Origin of the sequence: Streptomyces sp. NPDC086080 (assembly GCF_044540255.1) — a bacterium.
Lineage (GTDB): Bacteria > Actinomycetota > Actinomycetes > Streptomycetales > Streptomycetaceae > Streptomyces.
In genome coordinates, this window is sequence record NZ_JBITRU010000046.1 from 17,358 (window position 1) to 37,348 (window position 19,991).

General features: G+C 71.1%; 14 protein-coding genes. 9 read left to right on the plus strand and 5 right to left on the minus strand.

Annotated features, from left to right (window positions below):
- The first annotated feature begins 61 nt into the window (after positions 1 to 61).
- The 6 genes from ACIF9R_RS34290 (at position 62) to narI (ending at position 8,887) form a co-directional block, all read left to right on the plus strand.
- On the plus strand, positions 62 to 1,309 hold the full coding sequence (locus ACIF9R_RS34290; RefSeq protein ID WP_399986373.1) for a nitrate/nitrite transporter: 1,248 nt from the start codon (positions 62 to 64) through the stop codon (positions 1,307 to 1,309).
- 31 nt (positions 1,310 to 1,340) lie between these two features.
- The gene (locus ACIF9R_RS34295; RefSeq protein ID WP_399986375.1) at positions 1,341 to 1,814 is read left to right on the plus strand and encodes a hemerythrin domain-containing protein; all 474 of its coding nucleotides are present in this window, start codon (positions 1,341 to 1,343) and stop codon (positions 1,812 to 1,814) included.
- 258 nt (positions 1,815 to 2,072) lie between these two features.
- A complete protein-coding gene (locus tag ACIF9R_RS34300; protein WP_399986405.1) occupies positions 2,073 to 5,756 on the plus strand; it encodes a nitrate reductase subunit alpha in 3,684 nt (1,227 codons plus the stop codon).
- 1 nt (position 5,757) lies between these two features.
- On the plus strand, positions 5,758 to 7,458 hold the full coding sequence (narH, locus tag ACIF9R_RS34305; protein ID WP_399986377.1) for a nitrate reductase subunit beta: 1,701 nt from the start codon (positions 5,758 to 5,760) through the stop codon (positions 7,456 to 7,458).
- Complete coding sequence (narJ, locus tag ACIF9R_RS34310) at positions 7,455 to 8,123, plus strand: nitrate reductase molybdenum cofactor assembly chaperone (RefSeq protein ID WP_399986379.1); 669 nt, start codon at positions 7,455 to 7,457, stop codon at positions 8,121 to 8,123. The genes narH and narJ overlap by 4 nt, the downstream gene beginning before the upstream one ends.
- Positions 8,120 to 8,887, plus strand: coding sequence for a respiratory nitrate reductase subunit gamma (gene narI, locus ACIF9R_RS34315; protein ID WP_399986381.1), 768 nt, complete (start codon positions 8,120 to 8,122; stop codon positions 8,885 to 8,887). Before narJ ends, narI begins: the two co-directional genes overlap by 4 nt.
- Positions 8,888 to 8,899: 12 nt before the next feature.
- Here narI and ACIF9R_RS34320 read toward each other — a convergent pair whose 3' ends face one another.
- From ACIF9R_RS34320 to ACIF9R_RS34330, 3 genes are all read right to left on the minus strand, one after another.
- The gene (locus ACIF9R_RS34320; protein WP_399986383.1) at positions 8,900 to 9,469 is read right to left on the minus strand and encodes a hypothetical protein; all 570 of its coding nucleotides are present in this window, start codon (positions 9,467 to 9,469) and stop codon (positions 8,900 to 8,902) included.
- A gap of 160 nt (positions 9,470 to 9,629) precedes the next feature.
- The gene (locus ACIF9R_RS34325; RefSeq protein ID WP_399986385.1) at positions 9,630 to 10,832 is read right to left on the minus strand and encodes a globin domain-containing protein; all 1,203 of its coding nucleotides are present in this window, start codon (positions 10,830 to 10,832) and stop codon (positions 9,630 to 9,632) included.
- A 73-nt stretch (positions 10,833 to 10,905) separates the two neighbouring features.
- Entirely contained in the window at positions 10,906 to 11,427 is a 522-nt protein-coding gene (locus ACIF9R_RS34330) for an NUDIX hydrolase (protein ID WP_399986387.1), read from the minus strand.
- Positions 11,428 to 11,654: 227 nt separating this feature from the next.
- Between ACIF9R_RS34330 and ACIF9R_RS34335 the strand changes: the two genes are divergently transcribed.
- Both ACIF9R_RS34335 and ACIF9R_RS34340 read left to right on the plus strand, forming a co-directional pair.
- On the plus strand, positions 11,655 to 13,268 hold the full coding sequence (locus ACIF9R_RS34335) for a PTS transporter subunit EIIC (RefSeq protein ID WP_399986389.1): 1,614 nt from the start codon (positions 11,655 to 11,657) through the stop codon (positions 13,266 to 13,268).
- 321 nt (positions 13,269 to 13,589) lie between these two features.
- Positions 13,590 to 14,456 (plus strand): endonuclease/exonuclease/phosphatase family protein, encoded by an 867-nt coding sequence (locus ACIF9R_RS34340; protein ID WP_399986390.1) that lies wholly within the window; start codon positions 13,590 to 13,592, stop codon positions 14,454 to 14,456.
- Positions 14,457 to 14,491: 35 nt separating this feature from the next.
- On the opposite strand, the gene ACIF9R_RS34345 is transcribed toward ACIF9R_RS34340, so the two are convergent.
- Together ACIF9R_RS34345 and ACIF9R_RS34350 are read right to left on the minus strand one after the other, a co-directional pair.
- Positions 14,492 to 15,973: an MFS transporter gene (locus tag ACIF9R_RS34345; RefSeq protein ID WP_399986407.1), complete on the minus strand. Its 1,482-nt coding sequence runs from the start codon at positions 15,971 to 15,973 to the stop codon at positions 14,492 to 14,494.
- Between the two features lie 251 nt (positions 15,974 to 16,224).
- Positions 16,225 to 18,945: a cation-translocating P-type ATPase gene (locus tag ACIF9R_RS34350; RefSeq protein ID WP_399986392.1), complete on the minus strand. Its 2,721-nt coding sequence runs from the start codon at positions 18,943 to 18,945 to the stop codon at positions 16,225 to 16,227.
- 278 nt (positions 18,946 to 19,223) lie between these two features.
- Between ACIF9R_RS34350 and ACIF9R_RS34355 the strand changes: the two genes are divergently transcribed.
- Entirely contained in the window at positions 19,224 to 19,988 is a 765-nt protein-coding gene (locus ACIF9R_RS34355; RefSeq protein ID WP_399986394.1) for an ABC transporter ATP-binding protein, read from the plus strand.
- Positions 19,989 to 19,991: the final 3 nt, after the last annotated feature.

Consider the following 19,991-nt stretch of genomic DNA (forward strand, 5'->3'; position numbering starts at 1 on the left):
AGCCCCGGTACCCGCGGGCCGACTCGAACGGGCCGCACCGCGAACAGGGAGGACGGACGGCATGCTCCAGCCGTCGAGCACTTCGAATCGAGCACCGGAACCCGGTGCGGCCGTGACCGGCCGGGCCTGGCTGATGCTGGCCCTGGCCACCGTCGGCTTCGCCTTGAACTTCTGGGCCTGGGCACTGCTCAGCCCTCTCGCCCCCCGGCTGCAGGACTCCCTGGGACTGTCGTCCTTCCAGCAGTCGCTGCTGGTGGCCGTACCGGTGATCGTGGGTTCGCTGGGCCGCATCCCGGTCGGCGCGCTCACCGACCGGTTCGGCGGGCGGGTGATGTTCCCGCTGGTCTCGCTGGCCACCGTCGTACCCGTGCTGTACCTGGGCCTGGCGGGGCACTCCTCGTTCGCCGCGCTGCTGGCCGGCGGCTTCTTCCTGGGGATCGGCGGCACCGCCTTCGCCATCGGCGTGCCCTTCGTCAGCGCATGGTTCCCGCCCGAGCGCCGGGGCCTGGCCATTGGCGTCTTCGGGGCCGGTATGGGCGGCACCGCGATCAGCGCCCTCACCACGGTGAAGCTGGTCGAAGCGAACGGCATGGCCAACCCCTTCCTGATCACCGCCGGGGTACTGGTCGTGTACGCGGCGGTCGCCTACCTGGTGCTGCGCGACGCACCCGGACGCACCGTGCCCACCGAACCGCTGGCCCGCCGGCTGGGTGCCACCTTCAAGCTGAGCGTCACCTGGCAGGCGTCCGCCCTGTACGCGGTGGTCTTCGGCGGCTACGTCGCCTTCTCGGTGTACCTGCCCACCTACCTCAAGACCGGCTACGGCCTCACCCAGGCGGACGCGGCCAACCGCATGGCGGGGTTCGTGCTGCTGGCCGTGGCCATGCGGCCGGTCGGCGGCTGGCTGTCGGACCGCCTCGGTCCCGTACAGGTGCTCACCGGCTCCCTGGGCCTGGTCGCCGTCGGCGCGCTCGCGCAGTCGTTCACCCCGTCCCTGGCGCCCGTCGGCACCATCGCGTTCCTGGCCATGGCCGCGGCGCTCGGTGCGGGCAGCGGCGCCGTGTTCGCTCTGGTGGCCCTGCTGGCCCCGGCGAACAAGGTCGGATCGGTCACCGGAATCGTCGGCGCGGCGGGTGGCCTCGGCGGCTTCCTGCCCCCGCTGGTGATGGGCGCCCTGTACGGCGCGTACGGCTCCTACGCCCTGGGCCTGGTCCTGCTGGCCCTGGTGGCGGCCGCCGCACTGGCCTACACCGCGACCGGCGTCCGCCGCGGACTGGAGCGCCGCGTTCCCGCCACCCAGTCACACTGATCCGGCACAGCGCCCGTAAGGAGGCAACACCGTGTGCGAGTACTGCGGCTGCCAGTCCCTCACCTCGATCGACGAACTCACCCGCGAGCACGACGAGGTGGTGCAGCTGATCAGCCACGTCCGGGACGCCCACCGCGCCGGCGACACCGCTCGGATGGCCGAACTCGCCCGTCGGATCGGCGAGGTGCTCGAGCCCCACACGGAGGTGGAGGAGCACGGGCTGTTCCCCGCGCTCGCCGACGACTTCCCCGACCAGCTGGCGGCGCTCGAACAGGAGCACCGGCAGGTCGAGTCCGTGCTGGCGGAGGCCGCGGCCGGCACACCGCGGGACACGACCTGGCCCGACCGGCTGATCGGCGTGCTCGACCTGCTGCGCCTGCACATCCTCAAGGAACAGGACGGTGTCTTCCCCGCCGCGCTGGCGGCGCTGTCCACCGAGCAGTGGGAGGCGGTCGAAGCGGTGCGCGCCCGCGCCGGCACCCGTATGGAGCAGCCGGCAGGCTGAAACGGAACCGGGCCCGACCGGCCCGGTTCACCTCCCGGCCGGAGTGAAAGGAGGGTACAAAGGGACTCGCGGCCAAAAAAGATGCTCTGGTTCCGCATATCTGTCCGATGGTCAGGTAAGACGATCATGTGCGTACGATGGCCGGGACCCAGCGAGCGTTCCACGGACGTGTGAAGCCGTCCGGGAAGGAGCAGCGCAGTGAGCACCGAGGCGAGCCCGACACCGGGAAGGACCGGCCGGGGGACGAAACCCCCGGGCATGGACGGTGAGGTGGCTCAGGCACTGGTCGGCTCACGCCGCTTCTTCACCCGGGCCGAGGTCTCCGAGGACCTGCGCTCCCTGCACCGCAAGGGCGGCCGTCAGGCGGACGAGTTCTACCGTGACCGCTGGTCCCACGACAAGGTGGTGCGCTCCACCCACGGCGTGAACTGCACCGGCTCCTGCTCGTGGAAGGTGTACGTCAAGGACGGCATCATCACCTGGGAGGCCCAGCAGACGGACTATCCGTCGGTCGGCCCGGACCGTCCCGAGTACGAGCCGCGCGGCTGCCCCCGGGGCGCCGCCTTCTCCTGGTACACCTACTCGCCGACCCGGGTCCGCTACCCGTATGTGCGCGGCGTGCTGCTGTCGATGTACCGGGAGGCCAAGGCCCGCCTCGGCGACCCGGTGGCGGCCTGGGCGGACATCGTCGACGACCCCGAGCGCTCGCGCCGCTACAAGCGGGCACGCGGCAAGGGCGGTCTGGTACGGGCGACGTGGGCCGAGGCGGCGGAGATGGCCGCCGCCGCGCATGTGCACACCATCAAGCGCTACGGCCCGGACCGGCTGGCCGGGTTCTCCCCGATTCCCGCCATGTCGATGGTCTCCCACGCCGCGGGAGCGCGCTTCTACTCCCTGCTCGGCGGGGTGATGCTCTCCTTCTACGACTGGTACGCCGATCTGCCCGTCGCCTCTCCGCAGGTGTTCGGCGACCAGACCGACGTACCGGAGTCCGGCGACTGGTGGGACGCCGGGTATCTGATCATGTGGGGCTCCAACATCCCCGTCACCCGCACCCCCGACGCCCACTGGATGGCCGAGGCCCGGTACCGGGGGCAGAAGGTCGTCGCGGTCTCCCCGGACTACGCGGACAACGTGAAGTTCGCCGACGAGTGGCTGGCCGCCCAGCCCGGCACCGACGGCGCGCTGGCGATGGCCATGGGTCATGTGGTCCTCAAGGAGTTCTTCGTCGACCGCGCGACGCCCTACTTCACCGACTACGTCCAGCGGTTCACCGACCTCCCCTTCCTGGTCACGCTCGACGAGAGCGAGGACGCACCGGGCACCTGCACGCCCGGGAAGTTCCTCACCGCGTCCGACCTGGGCGGCGACCACGCCGGCACCGAGAACGCCGAGTTCAGGACCGTGCTGCTGGACGAGGCCACCGGCCTGCCCGTGGTGCCGAACGGCACCCTCGGCGACCGCTTCGGCGAGTCCGGCGCCGGTAAATGGAACCTCGACCTCGGCGAGATCCGCCCCCTGCTGTCCGCCGAGGGCGGCGAGGAGGCGGCGGCCGTCGTCGAACTGCCCCGCTTCGACGCCCCGGACGGCGCCGCCGCACGGCTGCGGCGAGGAGTGCCGGTGCGCCGGGTCGCGGGTCGGCTGGTCACCACGGTGTACGACCTGCTGCTCGCCCAGTACGGCGTGGCCCGCGACGGGCTGCCGGGAAACTGGCCCACCGGCTACGACGACGCGAGTGAGCCGTACACCCCGGCCTGGCAGGCCGCGATCACCGGTGTGGACGCGGACCGGGCGGCGCGGATCGCCCGCGAGTTCGCCGCCAACGCGGAGGACTCCAAGGGCCGTTCGATGATCGTCATGGGGGCGGGAACCAACCACTGGTTCCACTCCGACACCATCTACCGGGCGTTCTTGACCCTGACCACCCTCACCGGCTGCCAGGGCGTCAACGGCGGCGGCTGGGCGCACTACGTCGGCCAGGAGAAGGTCCGTCCGATCACCGGCTACTCGACGATCGCCACCGCCTCCGACTGGAACCGTCCCGCCCGGCAGATGATCCAGACCGCCTACTGGTATCTGCACAGCGACCAGTTCCGCTACGACCCGTTCTCCGCGGACACCCTCGCGGCGGCCGGTGCGGGGGGTACGTTCGCCGGGAAGTCCACGGCGGACGTGATCGCGGCCTCGGCGCGGATGGGCTGGATGCCGTCGTATCCGACCTTCGACCGCAACCCCCTGGACCTGTCCGACGAGGCCGATGCCGCGGGCCGCCCCGCCGCCGACCACGTGGTGGACGAACTCAAGGCGGGACGTCTGAAGTTCGCGGGCGAGGACCCGGACGCGCCGGAGAACTTCCCCCGGGTGCTCACCATCTGGCGGGCCAACCTGCTGGGTTCGTCGGCCAAGGGCAACGAGTACTTCCTCAAGCACCTGCTGGGCACCGACTCCTCGGTGCGTGCCACCGAGGCCCCGCCCGACGCCCGCCCCCGGGACGTGGTGTGGCACGACGAGGCCCCGGAGGGCAAGCTCGACCTGCTGCTCACCCTCGACTTCCGCATGACCAGCACCACCGTCTTCTCCGACATCGTGCTGCCCGCGGCGACCTGGTACGAGAAGTACGACCTGTCCAGCACGGACATGCACCCCTTCGTGCACTCCTTCAACCCGGCGATCGCCCCGCCCTGGCAGACCCGTACCGACTTCGACATCTTCCACACCCTCGCCAAGGAGTTCAGCCGCCAGGCCGGCGAGCATCTCGGTGTGCGCAAGGACCTGGTGGCCGCGCCGCTGCTGCACGACACCCCCGACGCGATGGCCACCCCGCACGGCAGGGTGCGGGACTGGAAGGCGGGGGAGTGCGAGCCGGTACCGGGCCGCACCATGCCGAAACTGATCACCGTCGAACGCGACTACGGCGCCGTCGCCGACAAGATGGCCGCCCTCGGTCCGCTGCTGGACTCCCTGGGTGCCACCACCAAGGGCGTCACCTTCAAGGTCGACCGCGAACTCGAGTACCTGCGGCACAAGAACGGCACCGTGCGCGGCGGCGCCGCCGACGGCCGCCCCTCGATCGCCCGCGACGCACAGGCCTGCGAGGCGATCCTCGCCCTGTCCGGCACCACCAACGGCCATCTCGCCACCCAGGGATTCCACACCCTGGAAGCCCGCACCGGCACCCGCCTCGCCGATCTGGCCGCCGAGCACGAGGGCAAGCAGATCACCTTCGCCGACACCCAGGCCGCCCCGGTCCCGGTCATCACCTCACCCGAGTGGTCCGGCTCGGAGACCGGCGGGCGGCGCTACTCACCGTTCACCGTCAACGTCGAGCGGTCCAAGCCCTGGCACACCCTCACCGGCCGCCAGCACTTCTACCTCGACCACGACTGGATGACCGCCCTCGGCGAGCAACTACCCGTGTACCGCCCCCCGTTGAACATGCACGCACTCTTCGATGAACCCCGTCTCGGCGAGACGGGCGAACTCGGCGTGACCGTGCGCTACCTGACCCCGCACAGCAAGTGGTCGATCCACTCCGAGTACCAGGACAACCTCTTCATGCTGTCCCTGTCCCGGGGCGGCCCGCACATCTGGATGAGCACCCAGGACGCGGCGAAGGTGGGGGTGCGGGACAACGACTGGATCGAGGCCGTGAACCGCAACGGCGTCGTCGCCGCACGCGCCATCGTCTCGCACCGTATGCCCGAGGGCACCGTGTACATGTACCACGCCCAGGACCGGCTCATCGACGTCCCCCGCACCGAGACCACCGGACGGCGCGGCGGCATCCACAACTCCCTGACCCGCCTGCTGATCAAACCCAGCCATCTCATCGGCGGCTACGCCCAGTTGAGCTTTGCCTTCAACTACCTGGGCCCGACCGGCAACCAGCGCGACGAGGTGACCGTCATCCGGCGCCGTGCCAACCAGGAGGTGGAGTACTGACATGCGCGTCATGGCCCAGATGGCGATGGTGATGAACCTCGACAAGTGCATCGGGTGCCACACCTGCTCGGTCACCTGCAAGCAGGCGTGGACCAACCGCACCGGCGTCGAGTACGTGTGGTTCAACAATGTCGAGACCAGGCCCGGACAGGGCTACCCGCGCCGCTACGAGGACCAGGAGAAGTGGCGCGGCGGCTGGGAACTCAACAAGAAGGGCCGGCTCGCGCTCAAGGCGGGCGGCCGCTTCAAGAAGCTGATCACCATCTTCGCCAACCCCGTACTGCCGTCCCTGGACGACTACTACGAGCCCTGGACGTACGACTACGAGACCCTGACCAACGCCCCGCTGCAGGAGCACACCCCGGTCGCCCGCCCCAAGTCCCTGATCACCGGCAAGGACATGAAGATCTCCTGGTCGGCGAACTGGGACGACGACCTCGGCGGATCCTCCGAGCACGGCGAGAAGGACGTCCTGCTCAACCAGGTCTCGGAGAAGATCAAGCTCGAGTTCGAGCAGACCTTCATGTTCTATCTGCCGCGCATCTGCGAGCACTGCCTCAACCCGTCCTGCGCGGCCTCCTGTCCCTCCGGCGCCATCTACAAGCGCGAGGAGGACGGCATCGTCCTGGTCGACCAGGACAAGTGCCGCGGCTGGCGGATGTGCGTCACCGGATGCCCGTACAAGAAGGTGTACTTCAACCACCGCACCGGCAAGGCCGAGAAGTGCACCTTCTGCTTCCCGCGCGTCGAGGTCGGCCTGCCCACCGTCTGCTCCGAGACCTGCGTCGGCCGGCTGCGCTACATCGGGCTCGTCCTCTACGACGCGGACAAGGTGCTGGAGGCCGCCTCCACCCCCGACGACACCGGCCTGTACGAGGCCCAGCGGCAGGTCTTCCTCGACCCGAACGACCCGCAGGTGATCGCCGAGGCGGAGAAGGCGGACATCCCCCGCGACTGGATCGACGCCGCCCAGCGCTCCCCGATCCACGCCCTGATCAACACCTACAAGGTCGCCCTGCCGCTGCACCCGGAGTACCGCACCATGCCCATGGTCTGGTACATCCCGCCGCTGTCCCCGGTCGTCGACGCGGTGCGAGACACCGGCCAGGACGCCGAGGACCACGGCAACCTCTTCGCCGCTGTCGACGCCCTGCGCATCCCCGTCGACTACCTGGCCCAGCTGTTCACCGCCGGCGACCCGGCGCCCGTGGACGCGGTGCTGCGCCGGCTGGCCGCCATGCGCGCCTACATGCGTGACATCAACCTCGGCCGCGAACCCGACGCCTCCATCCCCGAGTCCGTCGGCATGGGCGAGGAGCAGATGTACGACATGTACCGGCTGCTCGCCCTCGCCAAGTACGACGAGCGGTACGTCATCCCGCCCGCCCACGCCGAACAGGCCCACAGCCTCGAGGAACTGGCCACCGAGTGCAGCCTCGACTACGAGGGCGGCCCCGGCATGGGAGGCTCCGGTCCCTTCGGCGAGACGTCCGGCGGCGCGGCACCCATCGCGGTGGAGAGCTACCGGGCCCTGCGTGACCGCCAGCTCTCGGACACCTCGGCGGCCCCGGACGGCAAGGAGACCCGCGTCAACCTTCTCAACTGGGACGGCAAGGGCAGTCCGCCCGGCCTCTTCCCGCCCGGCAACGGCGATCGCCCGGACAGCCCGGACAGCGGTGGGGAGGTCGAACCGAAGCCATGAGGAACAAGCTCCGGCTCAGGCCCGCGCAGCGGGTTCACCCCTGGCACGGCTACGCCTGGCAGATCCAGTCCCTGCTCCTGGGCTATCCCGGCGAGGAGTACACCGGCCATCTGTCCCTGGCCCGGCGGACGGCCCCCGCGCTGCCCGCCGAGGTGGGCGAACCCCTGCTGCGTTTCGTCGGCCGCGCCGAGGAGGCCGGCACCGAAGCCCTGGCCGCCGCCTATGTCGCCACCTTCGACCACCGCAAACGCTGCTGCCCGTACCTCACCTACTACGCCCACGGCGACACCCGCAAGCGGGGCCTGGCCCTGGTGCGCCTGAAGCAGACCTACGCCAGGGCGGGCTGGCGGCTCACCGACGACGAACTGCCCGACCACCTCGCCGTCGTCCTGGAGTTCGCCGCCGCCGACCCGGCAACCGGCCTGCGCCTGCTCACCGAGCACCGGGCCGGCCTGGAACTGCTGCGCCTCGCCCTCCACGACGACCACGCCCCCTGGGCCGACCTGCTGAGCTCCGTCTCCGCGACCCTGCCCGCGCTCGCCGGCGACGAACGCGACGCGGTCGCCCGGCTCGCCGCGGAGGGCCCGCCCGAGGAACAGGTGGGCCTCGACCCCTACGCGCCGCCGCAGTACATGCCCGCCCCGTCGGCTGGAGGCCCCCGATGACCGCATCGCAGCAGAACCTCACCCTGGCGGTGGAGTCCGGCACCGGCGGCATCCTGCTGTGGATCGCGCTGCCGTACGTCAGCCTCGCGGTGTTCGTGCTCGGCCACATCTGGCGCTACCGCTACGACAAGTTCGGCTGGACCACCCGCTCCTCCCAACTCTACGAACGCCGTCTGCTGCGCATCGGCAGCCCGCTGTTCCACTTCGGCATCCTCTTCGTGCTGCTCGGCCACATCGGCGGCCTGCTCATCCCCGAGAGCTGGACGGACGCCGTCGGCATCAGCGAGCACACCTACCACGTTCTCGCGGTCGTCGTCGGCACCATCGCAGGCGTCTGCACCGTCGGTGGACTGGCCATCCTGATCTACCGGCGGCGCACCGTCGGCCCGGTCTTCTCGGCCACCACCCGCAACGACAAGGCCATGTACCTCTCCCTGGCCGTCACCATCGGGCTGGGCCTGGCCGCGACCGTGGCGGCGAACATCGTGGGCGGCGGCTACAACTACCGGGAGACCATCTCCCCCTGGTTCCGCTCCGTCTTCTACCTGCAACCCGACGCGGACCTGATGACCGGCATCCCGGTCCTCTTCCAGCTCCATGCCCTGAGCGCCCTGGTGCTCTTCGCGGCCTGGCCCTTCACCCGGCTGGTCCACATGCTCACAGCGCCCCTGGGCTACCTCACCCGCCCCTACATCGTCTACCGCAGCCGCGACACGCAACTCGGCTCCCGCGCCCCGCACCGGGGCTGGGAACGCATCCGTTAGTGCCGGCCGCCGTCAGGACCGTCCGGCGCGGTAGAGGCCGCGCCCGGTCCGCCGGACCCGCGAGGTGCCGACGAGCCGGTCGAGGGTGCTGCGCACGGCGTTGATGGCGCCGCTGTCGGTGTCACGGCCCAGCGCCGCCGCCACGTCTCGGGCCCGCACATCCACGTCCCCCACGGTGGCGAAGTAGTCGAGGATCTGCTCGGTGAGCCTGCCGTACTTCGTCGGCCCCTCGGTGCCGGCGGGCGGGCCGGGGGCAGGGACCGGGTCGGGGGTAGGGACCGGTGTCCTCGCCGTGTGGTCCGGGTCCGGGGCGGACGACGTCTCCGCCACGGGGGCCGGCACCCGCCGCGGCTCCGCGGGGCCGGCGGGTACCGGGTCGGCTGCCGGTGCCGGGCGGGCCGCCGGGGCGCGCAGGAGGACGCGCAGCGCGCCCAGGGCCCGTTGGACGGAGTCCACATGGGCCACGACAGCGGCCAGTTCCCGCTCCAGCGCCTGCTTCTGCAACTCCAGACGGGCCAGATCGTCCTGAAGGGCCTCGGCGGTGATCTCGACGTCGTGCGCCGCAGGGGTCGCAGCGACCATGTGGTGTCCCCCTCGTCCTCGGACCGTCGGGCCGCATCCTATCGCCGGGCGACCGTTGTGTACCACGGGTGCGACAACGGATCACACCGAGTCGGTGGTGAGTGGGGGACGGTGTGCGAAGGGCGGGCCGTCCGTGCGGTGGCCCGCCCCCCGTTCGGTGTTACTTGCTGAGCCAGAGGTCGGGGCCGAACACCTCGTAGTGGATGTCCTTCGGGCTGAGCCCCTGGGCGAGCAGGTCACCGCGGACGGCCCGCATGAAGGGCAGCGGGCCGCACAGGAAGGCGGTGACGTCCGCGGCCGGCCGCAGCCGTGAGACGTCGGCCAGACCTTCGCTGACGTGCGGCGCGTCCTGTTCGTCCGGCTGCTCGTACCACAGGTGCAGCGTGCCGCCGGGAAGCCGGCTGACGAGGTCCTCCAGTTCGAGACGGTGTGCGTGGTGGGCGGGGGAGCGGTCGGCGTGAACGACGGTGACCCGACGCTCGGACGAGGTGGTGGCCAGATGGTCCAGCATGGACAGCATGGGGGTGATGCCGATGCCGGCCGAGGCGAGAAGGAGCGGGCCGTCGCCCTCGGGGAGAACGAGGTCGCCGAAGGGCAGGGACACCTTCACGAGGTCGCCCGGGCGGGCGTGGGCGTGCAGCCAGGTCGACACCTCCCCGTCGGGGACCAGGCCGTCGGTGGAGCGTTCGCGCTTGACGGTGATCCGCCAGGTCTTGCGGTCGGGTGCCGTGGAGAGGCTGTACTGACGTATCTGCCGGGCTCCGTCGGGCAGTTCGACCCGCACACTGACGTACTGGCCGGGGGTGAACGGCTCGGTGGGCAGCCCGTCGGGCCGGCGCAGTTCGAAGGAGGCGGTGTCCAGGGACTCCTCGACACGTTCGGCGATCTCCATGTCGTGCCAGACGGCGCCGTTGTCGACCCCCGCCGCGGCGTACAGCCGTGCCTCCATGGCGATGAGGGCGTTGGCCATGAGCCAGTACACCTCGTTCCAGGCGGCCGCCACCTCGGGCGTCACGGCGTCGCCCAGGACCTCGCCCACGGCGCCCATCAGGTGCCGCCCCACCAGGGTGTACTGCTCGGGCGTGATGCCCAGCGAGGCATGTTTGTGGGCGATGCGCCCGAGGAGGGCGTCGGGCCGCTCGCCGGGCTGGTCGAGCAGGCTGGTGGCGAAGGCCGCGACGGCCCCGGCGAGGGCTTCACGCTGGGCGCCGCTGGCCTGGTTCCCGCGGTTGAAGAGGTCGCGCAGGAGCTCGGGGCGCTCCTCGAACATGCGGCGGTAGAACAGCTCGGTGATGGAGCCGAGGGAGGCTCCGACGGCCGGGAGGGTGGCCCGGACGACGGGGACCGACTGGGGGGAGAGCATGCGCCGACTCCTTGACTGAATGCTTCGTTGGTCGCACACAGCATCCTAGATAATTTGCATTCTGAGTTCATATTTAGGTGGGTGTGATCTTTGTGACGTCGCCGGCGACCCTGTGGTCGACCCGGTAGTGACGTGCTCCGGCGGCCCTGCGGGGAGCCGCCTCCGGCCACAGACAGTCCAGGACCGAGGCGGACGGGGCGAACAGCGCGGAGGGCAGTGACTCGCGCGCGAACCACTCCCAGCGCACGATCTTCTCCGGTTCCGTCGCCCGGGGTGTGCCCACCGCTCCGTCGGTCACCGCCGCGGCGGTGACACGGGTCAGATCCTGGAGGGCGTCGACGACAACGGCCAGTACTCGTACGGCGGTTACGGAAACCGTGAGGCCTGTCTCCTCGGTCAGCTCCCGTGCGGCGGCGGACTCGAAGTCCTCACCGGCGTCCACCTTGCCGCCCGGCAGCTCCCACCGGCCGTCGTGTCCGAGGCCGAGCAGCACACGACCGCTCCGGTCGAGGACGGCCAGGCCGACTCCGGTCAGGCTCTGAGGTGCGGGGCGGGCTCGTTCGGGGCGCTCCGCGCCGTACTGGTTCGTGTTCACCGGGCCATTCCACACCGAACGGGGGGTTCAACACAGTGGCAGACGGTGTGACCCGCCCGGCACGTGCACGATTGACGCGCGCGGTCCCTGAAAATATCTTTCACATCGAGTGATCCAGTCGAAAGGAAATTTCCGGACCGCCGGGAGGTGAGAGTCCCGTGCGCAGGGCCGTCGAAACCGGCCGCCTGACGTACCGGCCCCACCTCACAGCAAGGCATGACCGCACCATGAGCGAAGAGAACAAGCATCGCGCCACCGCTGCCGCCCTTTTGCCCCTGGTCGGAGGCGCGGACAACGTGACGTCGGTGGCCCACTGCATGACCCGGCTGAGGCTGGGACTGCGGGACCGGTCCCTCGTGCGGGACGAGCGGCTCAAGGCGCTGCCGGCGGTCCTGGGGGTCGTCGAGGACGACACCTACCAGATCGTGCTGGGGCCGGGCACGGTGGCCCGGGTGACCCCGGAATTCGAGTCCTTGGTCGAGGCTGAGCGGGGCGGGACCGCGCCGGCCGCGCCGGCCGCGCCGACCGCTCCGGCCGCGCCGACCGCTCCGGACGCGGAGGCCGAGCCCGTGACGGCCGGAGCGCTCGCGGCGCGGGGAGCGGCGCTGCGGGCGGAGCGGAAGGCGAGGAACACCACGCCGTTCAAACTGTTCCTGCGCCGGATCGCGAACATCTTCGTGCCGCTGATCCCCGCGCTCATCGGCTGCGGCATCGTCGCGGGCCTGAACGGCCTCCTCGTCAACCTGCACTGGCTGCCCGGTGTGACCCCGGCCCTGGCCGCCACGGCCTCCGGGTTCATGGCACTGATCGCGGTGTTCGTCGGCCACAACACGGCCAGGGAGTTCGGCGGCACGCCGATTCTCGGTGGTGCCGTCGCGTCGATCGTCGTCTATGCCGGGGTGGCCGACGTGGAGGCGTTCGGGCAGCACCTGTCCCCGGGGCAGGGCGGTGTGCTGGGCGCGCTTGCTGCCGCGTGGGTCGGTGTGTCGGTGGAGAAGTGGTGCCGTCGCCGGGTTCCCGAGTCCGTCGACGTACTGGTGACGCCCACCGTCACCGTGCTGGTGGCCGGTCTGGCCACCCTGTTCGGACTGATGTTCCTTGCCGGCGAGGTGTCCACCCGGATCGGTGACGCCGCGGACTGGCTGCTGACCCATGGCGGCGCGGGCGCCGGCTTCCTGCTCGGTGGTCTTTTCCTGCCGCTGGTCATGCTGGGACTGCACCAGGCCCTGATTCCCCTTCACACGACCCTCATCGAGGGGGCGGGCTTCACCGTTCTCCTGCCGGTCCTCGCGATGGCGGGCGCGGGACAGGTGGGTGCCGCGATCGCGATCTACCTGCGCCTGCCCCGCAACACCTCCATCCGCACCACCGTCAAGTCGGCGCTGTGGCCCGGATTCCTCGGCGTCGGGGAGCCTCTCATCTACGGCGTGTCGCTGCCCCTGGGGCGCCCCTTCGTCACCGCCTGCACGGGTGGTGCCTTCGGCGGCGCGTTCGTCGGCCTCCTCAACCAGCTGGGCACGGACGTGGGTTCCACCGCGATCGGCCCATCGGGCTGGGCGCTCTTCCCGCTCCTCGACGGCAGCCACGGCCCGGGGCGGACGGTCGCCGTCTACGCCGCCGGTCTGCTGGTCGGCTACGGGGCGGGCTTCCTCGCCACCTACTGGTTCGGCTTCACGAAGGACATGCTCGCGGAGCTGAACGCGGCGCCGGACGCTCCGGCCCACGCACGGCCGCCCGCTCGTGCGGGCCGGGAGACCGAGAAGGCCCGACCGGCAGCGCGGGGAGCCGGTCACCCGGGTGAGTGGATCGGGGCGCGGACATGGTGGCGCCGGACCCTGTGACGCGGGCCCGGAGCGGCTTTCGGCAGGGGTGCCCGGGAGCCGGAAGGGACGCCGGCATCGCCCACCGGGTGCACGGCAGCACCGTGGAGGCGGAGGACGTCCCTCAGGAGACCTGGGTGCGGTGGCAGAGAACCGGGCGGGATGTCGCGGGAACCGGTGGTGCGGGAGGGGCCTGACGGGCCGTCCGGCAGCCTCTTCCCGGGGTGACGTCATCGGGAACGGCGGAGGAACACGGGTCGGGGGTCTCGGCGGCCGTCGTGAACCTGTGCTTCCATATCTCCCGTTCGTGCCGGTCCCCCCACGTGACCTGGAGAAGGCCCGATGCCCGGATTAAGACGTCCCGTCCGCACCGGCCGTGCCGCCGCCGTACTCGCCGCCGTACTGCTGGCCACGGCGGCGCCGGCGACGGCAGCCGGCACCGGTTCGCATGTCCCGCCGGTCCCGCTCCGGGTGGCGACGTTCAACATCCACGCGGGGGCCGGCCAGGACCAGGTGTTCGACCTCGACCGCACCGCCGCAGCCCTGCGCGGACTACGCGCCGATGTGATCGGCCTCCAGGAGGTCGATGTGCACTGGGGGGCCCGGAGCGACTTCGTCGACGAGGCACGGGCGTTGGCTCAGAAGCTGCGCATGCGTGTGTTCTTCGCACCGATCTACGATCTGGAGCCGGCCGGCCCGGACGCCGAGCGCCGGCGGTTCGGTGTCGCCGTGCTGAGCCGCTATCCGGTACTCCATGCCGAGAACCACGAGATCACCCGGCTCTCCACCCAGACGCCCGCACCGGTGCCGGCACCGGCGCCCGGTTTCGCCGAGGTGGTGGTCGATGTGCGGGGTGCGCGGGTGCACGTCTACTCCACGCATCTGGACCACCGGGCCGACCCGTCGGTCCGCGCGGCCCAGGTGGCGGACATGCTGGCCGTGCTGGCCGCCGACCGGGGACCGAAGATCCTCGTCGGCGACTTCAACGCCGAAGCCGGCGCACCCGAGCTGGCGCCCCTGTGGCATACGCTGCGCGACGCGGGCCCGGACGGCGGCGGCACGTACCCGGCGGCCGACCCGGTCAAGCGCATCGACCTGGTCACCGTCTCGCACGGCGTCAGGGTCACCGCGGCCCGCACGGTGGCCACGGAGGCGTCCGACCACCGGCCGGTGGTCACGGACCTGACGGTGCGCCGGCGCGGCCGCTGAGGCGGTTGTGTCCTGAAGGTCTTCGGACTCCTCTCTCACCCCGGACCCGGTCCCGCGCCACCCTGGAGGCGTTCCAGGTCGGAAGGGCGTACCTGGATGGCGAGAACGGCGATCAGCGCGGCGAGCGCGGCGAATGCCGCCGCGGTGACGAACGCCGCGGAGACCCCGGCGGTGAGGACCTCCTCGCCCCATGGCGCCGGCAGCTCTCCGGTGCGCTGGAAGCGCATGCGTTCGGCAGGGGTGGCCTGCTGAAGGAAGCGCGGTATCTGTTGCTCCGCCTCGTTGCCGCTCGCCGTGCCGAACACCGTGACCAGGATGGACAGACCGAGCGAACCGCCGACCTGCTGGGTGGCGTTGAGCAGGCCGGAGGCGGCGCCCGTCTCCCGGACGGCGACGTCGGACAGCGCCATGAGCGTCAGTGACACGAACTCCATGCCCATACCGAGGCTGAAGACCAGCATCGGACCGAGAACACTGCCCGCATAGGTGGAGTGGACATCGGTCAGGGTCAGCCAGCCCAGCCCCGCCGCGGCGAGGACACCGCCCAGCACCATGAAGGGTTTGGGCCCGTACACGGGCAGGAAACGAGAGGCCAGCCCCGCACCGATCGCGATGACCGCGCTGACCGGCAGGAAGGCGAGCCCGGCCCGGAGCGGAGTGAAATCCAGCACGTTCTGCACGAACAGCGTCAGGAAGAAGAACATGCCGAACATCGCCGCCGCGAGGCACAGCATGATGCCGTACGTCCCCGCACGGTTGCGGTCCGCGAACATGTGCAGCGGGGTGATCGGCTGCCGGGACCTTCTCTCGACCAGCACGAAGGCCGCGAGGACGACGACCGCGGCGGCGAACGAGACCAGGGTGAGCGTGTCCCGCCAGCCGTCCTGCGCGGCCCGGATGAATCCGTAGACCAGCAGCACCATCCCCGCGGTGGAGGTCAGGGCGCCGGTGATGTCGAAGTGGCCCGGATGGCGTTCCGACTCCTTGATCCACCGTGGGGTGGCTAGGGCGATGAGGAGTCCGATCGGGACGTTGACGAAGAGCACCCACCGCCAGTTCAGCCACTCGACGAGCATGCCCCCGGCGAGCAGCCCGATCGCCCCGCCGCCCGCCGACACCGCGGCGAACACCCCGAAGGCCCGGTTGCGTTCGGGCCCTTCGCGGAAGGTGGTGCTGATGAGCGCGAGGGCCGTCGGCGAGGCGATGGCACCTCCGACGCCCTGCAGGGCGCGGGCGCCCAGCAGTTGGCCGGAGTTCTGGGCCAGCCCGCCGAGCAGGGACGCCAGCACGAAGAGCAGCACACCGAAGATGAAGACGCGACGTCTGCCGAGGATGTCACCGGCGCGTCCGCCGAGCAGCAACAGCCCGCCGAAGGTGAGCGTGTAGGCGTTGACCACCCAGGACAGGCTGGTGGTCGAGAAGTCCAGGGAGCGCTGGATGTGCGGCAGCGCGATGTTCACGATGGTGATGTCCAGTACCACCATCAGCTGACAGGACGCGATGACCAGCAGGGCCATTGCGTTCCCGCCGCCGGTGTCACCGGCGGTGCGCCGCTGCGCGGATGCGGGTCGCGGTCCATTGGTCATGCCGGGTCGCCCTTTCGGGAGTCCACCGTTCGACCGTACGCGCGCGTACGGACCCCCACCACTCGATCACCGCGGCACCGTCCCGGCCCGGTGCCGGGGTGATCGATCGGCCCGTCACCGGGAGGCATCGGCTTCCTGCGCACGGGTGTTCACGGGGGTGGGAGAGGGCCGACGGGGACCCGTCAAGTCCTGCGCGCCCGGGTCCGTAGCACAACCTTGAGGATCTCGCCCACCACGAGGACGGCCGAGCCGACCGCCGCGCACACCAGCCACTGGCCGGCGGTCAGGTCCTGCGTGGTGAAGAAACCGTGCACCGCGTCCATCTCGACGACCACGGCCAGCAGCAGGACCACGGCGCCGGTGGCGACGAAGGCCGAAGTGTTGGACAGCGTCTCGCGGCTGAGCACACTGCGGGTGGGGTGACGCACGTTGAGCAGATTGAACGCCTGGAAGAACACGAAGGTCACGAACGCCATGGTGCCGGCGGTGGTCGGTTCCCCCAGCTTCGGCTCGGGTCCCGGAGCCAGCACCAGCACGGCCAGGGTCCCGGCCGCCATCACCGCGCTCGCCAGGAGGATCCGCCGGAGCCGCTCGCGGGTCAGGATGCGCTCCCGTGCCGGGCGCGGCGACCGGCTCATCGCGTCGTGACTGACGGGGTCGACACCCAGGGACATCGCGGGCGGCCCGTCCATCACGAGATTGACGAAGAGGATCTGCAGCGCGGTGAACGGCGCACCGCCCGCGATCCCGGTCAGCGAGGCGATCAGGAAGACGAGGACGAAGCCGAGGGCGGTCGACAGCTGGAACCGGGTGAACTTCACGATGTTGTCGTAGATGCCCCGGCCCTCGCGGACGGCGCTGACGATGGTGGCGAAGTTGTCGTCGGTGAGGACCATCGTGGAGGCTTCCTTGGTCACCTCCGTGCCGCTGCGCCCCATGGCGACGCCGATGTCGGCCTTGCGCAGCGCCGGTGCGTCGTTCACCCCGTCGCCGGTCATCGCGACCACGTCGCCCCGCGCCTGGAGCGCCCGCACGATACGGATCTTGTGGGCGGGGGAGACCCGGGCGACGACGCCGGTGTCGTCGAGGCGGCGGGCGAGCTCGGCGTCGTCCTCGATCCGGTCCAGGTCGTCACCGGTCACGGCGCCGCCGGGGATGCCCAGTTCCCCGGCGATGGCCGCGGCCGTGACCGCGTGGTCCCCGGTGATCATGCGCACCCGGATGCCCGCGTCCCGGCACTCGGCGATCGCCTGCTTCGCCTCCGGACGCGGCGGGTCGACAATGCCCACCAGCGCCATCAGCACGAGCCCGTCGAGCACCTCCTTGAGGTCCCCGGCCGCTCGCACGTCCGCGGCCGGGAAGTCCGCCATGCCCACGGCGAGCACACGCAGTCCCTCCCCGGCCAGCGCCGCGTTCGCCCGGTCGTACCGCTCGCGCTCCGCCTCGTCCAAGGGCACGACACCGTCGTCCCCGACGTAGCGGTCGGCCCGTGCGGCCAGCACATCGGGGGCACCCTTGACGAAGCAGCGCACGACGTCGCGGCCCGCCTCGTCCGTCCAGTGATGGAACGTCGCCATGAACTTGTGGTCGGAGTCGAACGGGATCTCGCGCATCCGGGGCCGCTCGGAGCGCAACGCGGAGACGTCGACACCGCCCTTCTCCGCCAGCACGACCAGGGCACCCTCGGTGGGGTCGCCGACCACGTCCCCGTCCCGCAGCTCCGCGTCCGTGCACAGCGCCATCGCGATCAGCGCCTCGTCGACCGAGCCGGGCAGCGGCTGACCGTCGGTCGTCCTGATCCGCCCGTCCGTCGCGTATCCCTCGCCCGAGACCGTGAACCTGCGGCCCGCGAACCTCAGCTCCCGGGCGGTCATCTGGTTGAGTGTCAGGGTGCCCGTCTTGTCGGTGCAGATCTGCGACGTGCTGCCGAGCGTCTCGACCGACGCGAGCCGCTTGACGACCGCGCCGCGGGCCGCCATCCGGCCGGTACCCATGGCCAGGGTGAAGGCGACGACCGCGGGCAACCCTTCGGGGATGGCGGCGACCGCCAGCGAGACGGCGCTGATGAACAGATCGCCGAAGTCCTGGCCGCGGACGAGCCCCAGAACGAAGACGACCACGATGACGGCGCCCGCGATGAGGGCGAGCGTGCGGCCGAGGGCCGCGATCTGCCGCTGCAGCGGGGTCGGTTCCGGCTCCGCCTCGTGCAGCATGTGGGCGATCCGCCCGGTCTCGGTGTCCATCCCCGTCGCGGTGACCAGGGCCTCGCCGCGGCCCCGGGTGACCGTGGTGTTCATGAACACGGCCGTCGTGCGGTCGCCGAGGGCCGCGTGCGGGGCCACCTCGGCATGCGCCGACTTCGCCACGGACTGCGCCTCACCGGTGAGCGAGGACTCCTGGACCTCCAGCGCCGTGGCGGACAGCAGCCGTCCGTCCGCCGGAACCCGGTCCCCGGCCTCCAGCACCACCACGTCCCCGGGCACGAGTTCGGCGGCGTCCAGCCGCACCAGACGGCCGTCACGCCGCACGGCGGCCGTGGTGATGAGCATCTTCCTCAGCGCTTCCAGCGACGCCTCCGCACGCGACTCCTGGACGAAGCCGATGGTCGCGTTGAGCAGCACCACCAGGGCGATGACCAGCGGGGTCTCCCACTCCCCGGTCACCACCAGGCTGACCACGGCGGCGACCAGGAGGATGACGATCAGCAGATCCTGGAACTGCCGCAGGAACGCACGCCACCGCGGCTCACGCGGCGGCTCCGCCAGCCGGTTGGGCCCGTACCGCTCCTCGCGGCGGCCCACCTCCGCCGAGGAGAGCCCGGCGGCCGGCTCCACGGCGAGACGCTCCAGTGCCTCGGAGGGAGGGAGGGCGTACCAGGGCGGGGGCTCTGCTGAGTCGGTCACGGGTTCGAGCATGGGGTCATGATCCCCCGGAAGCGGTCCTCCGTGGAAGTCGCCACGGGCGACGTCACACCCACGACCCGTCACCACCGGCGGATCCGCGCCACCGGGTGTCCCGCCACCGGCCCCGCCACCACCGCGGGCCGCACAACCGCCTCTGCCGCGCCCGACGGTGGTGCCTGCACCACCACTGCCCGGTCGCTGGCTGGATGGGCCCGGGGTCCCGCGCCTTCTACCGTCGAGAGGTCCCGCACAGAGCTCCGCCCGGAAGGCGCCCCACCATGTCAGTGACCCCGGCCGACGTCGCCGTCAGCCTCGACCATGTACACAAGACGTACGGCGGTGACCAGTCGGTGACGGCGCTGGACGACGTCAGCGCGGTGTTCATGCGTGGCACGGCGACGGCCGTGATGGGACCGTCCGGATCCGGCAAGAGCACGCTGCTGCACTGCGCGGCGGGCCTGGACCGGCCGGACTCCGGGCGGGTGCGGATCGGCGCCACGGACCTGTCGTCGATGTCCGAGAAGCGGCTAACCGAACTGCGCCGCAGCCGGGTCGGGTTCGTGTTCCAGGCGTTCAATCTGGTGGGCGCGCTGAACGTGGAGCAGAACATCACGCTGCCCTCGCGGCTGTCGGGCCGCCGGCCGGATCCGGCATGGGTGGCCGAGGTGATCGGCAGGGTCGGACTGGGCGACCGGCTGAGTCACCGGCCGGCCCAGCTCTCCGGCGGCCAGCAGCAGCGCGTCGCGATCGCCCGGGCCCTCGTCACCCGCCCGGAGGTGATCTTCTGCGACGAACCCACCGGGGCACTGGACACCCGGACCGCGGCCGACGTCCTCGCTCTGCTGCGGTCGGCGGTCGACCAGACCGGGCAGACGGTCGTCATGGTGACCCACGATCCGGTCGCCGCGTCCTACGCCGACCGCGTGATGGTCCTCGCCGACGGGCGGATCGTGCGGGACATGGCTCAGCCCGGGGCCGAACGGATCGCCGAACACCTGGCACTGCTGGGCCGCCGCCAGTCCGTCGCGACCCGGGAAGGCTGAACC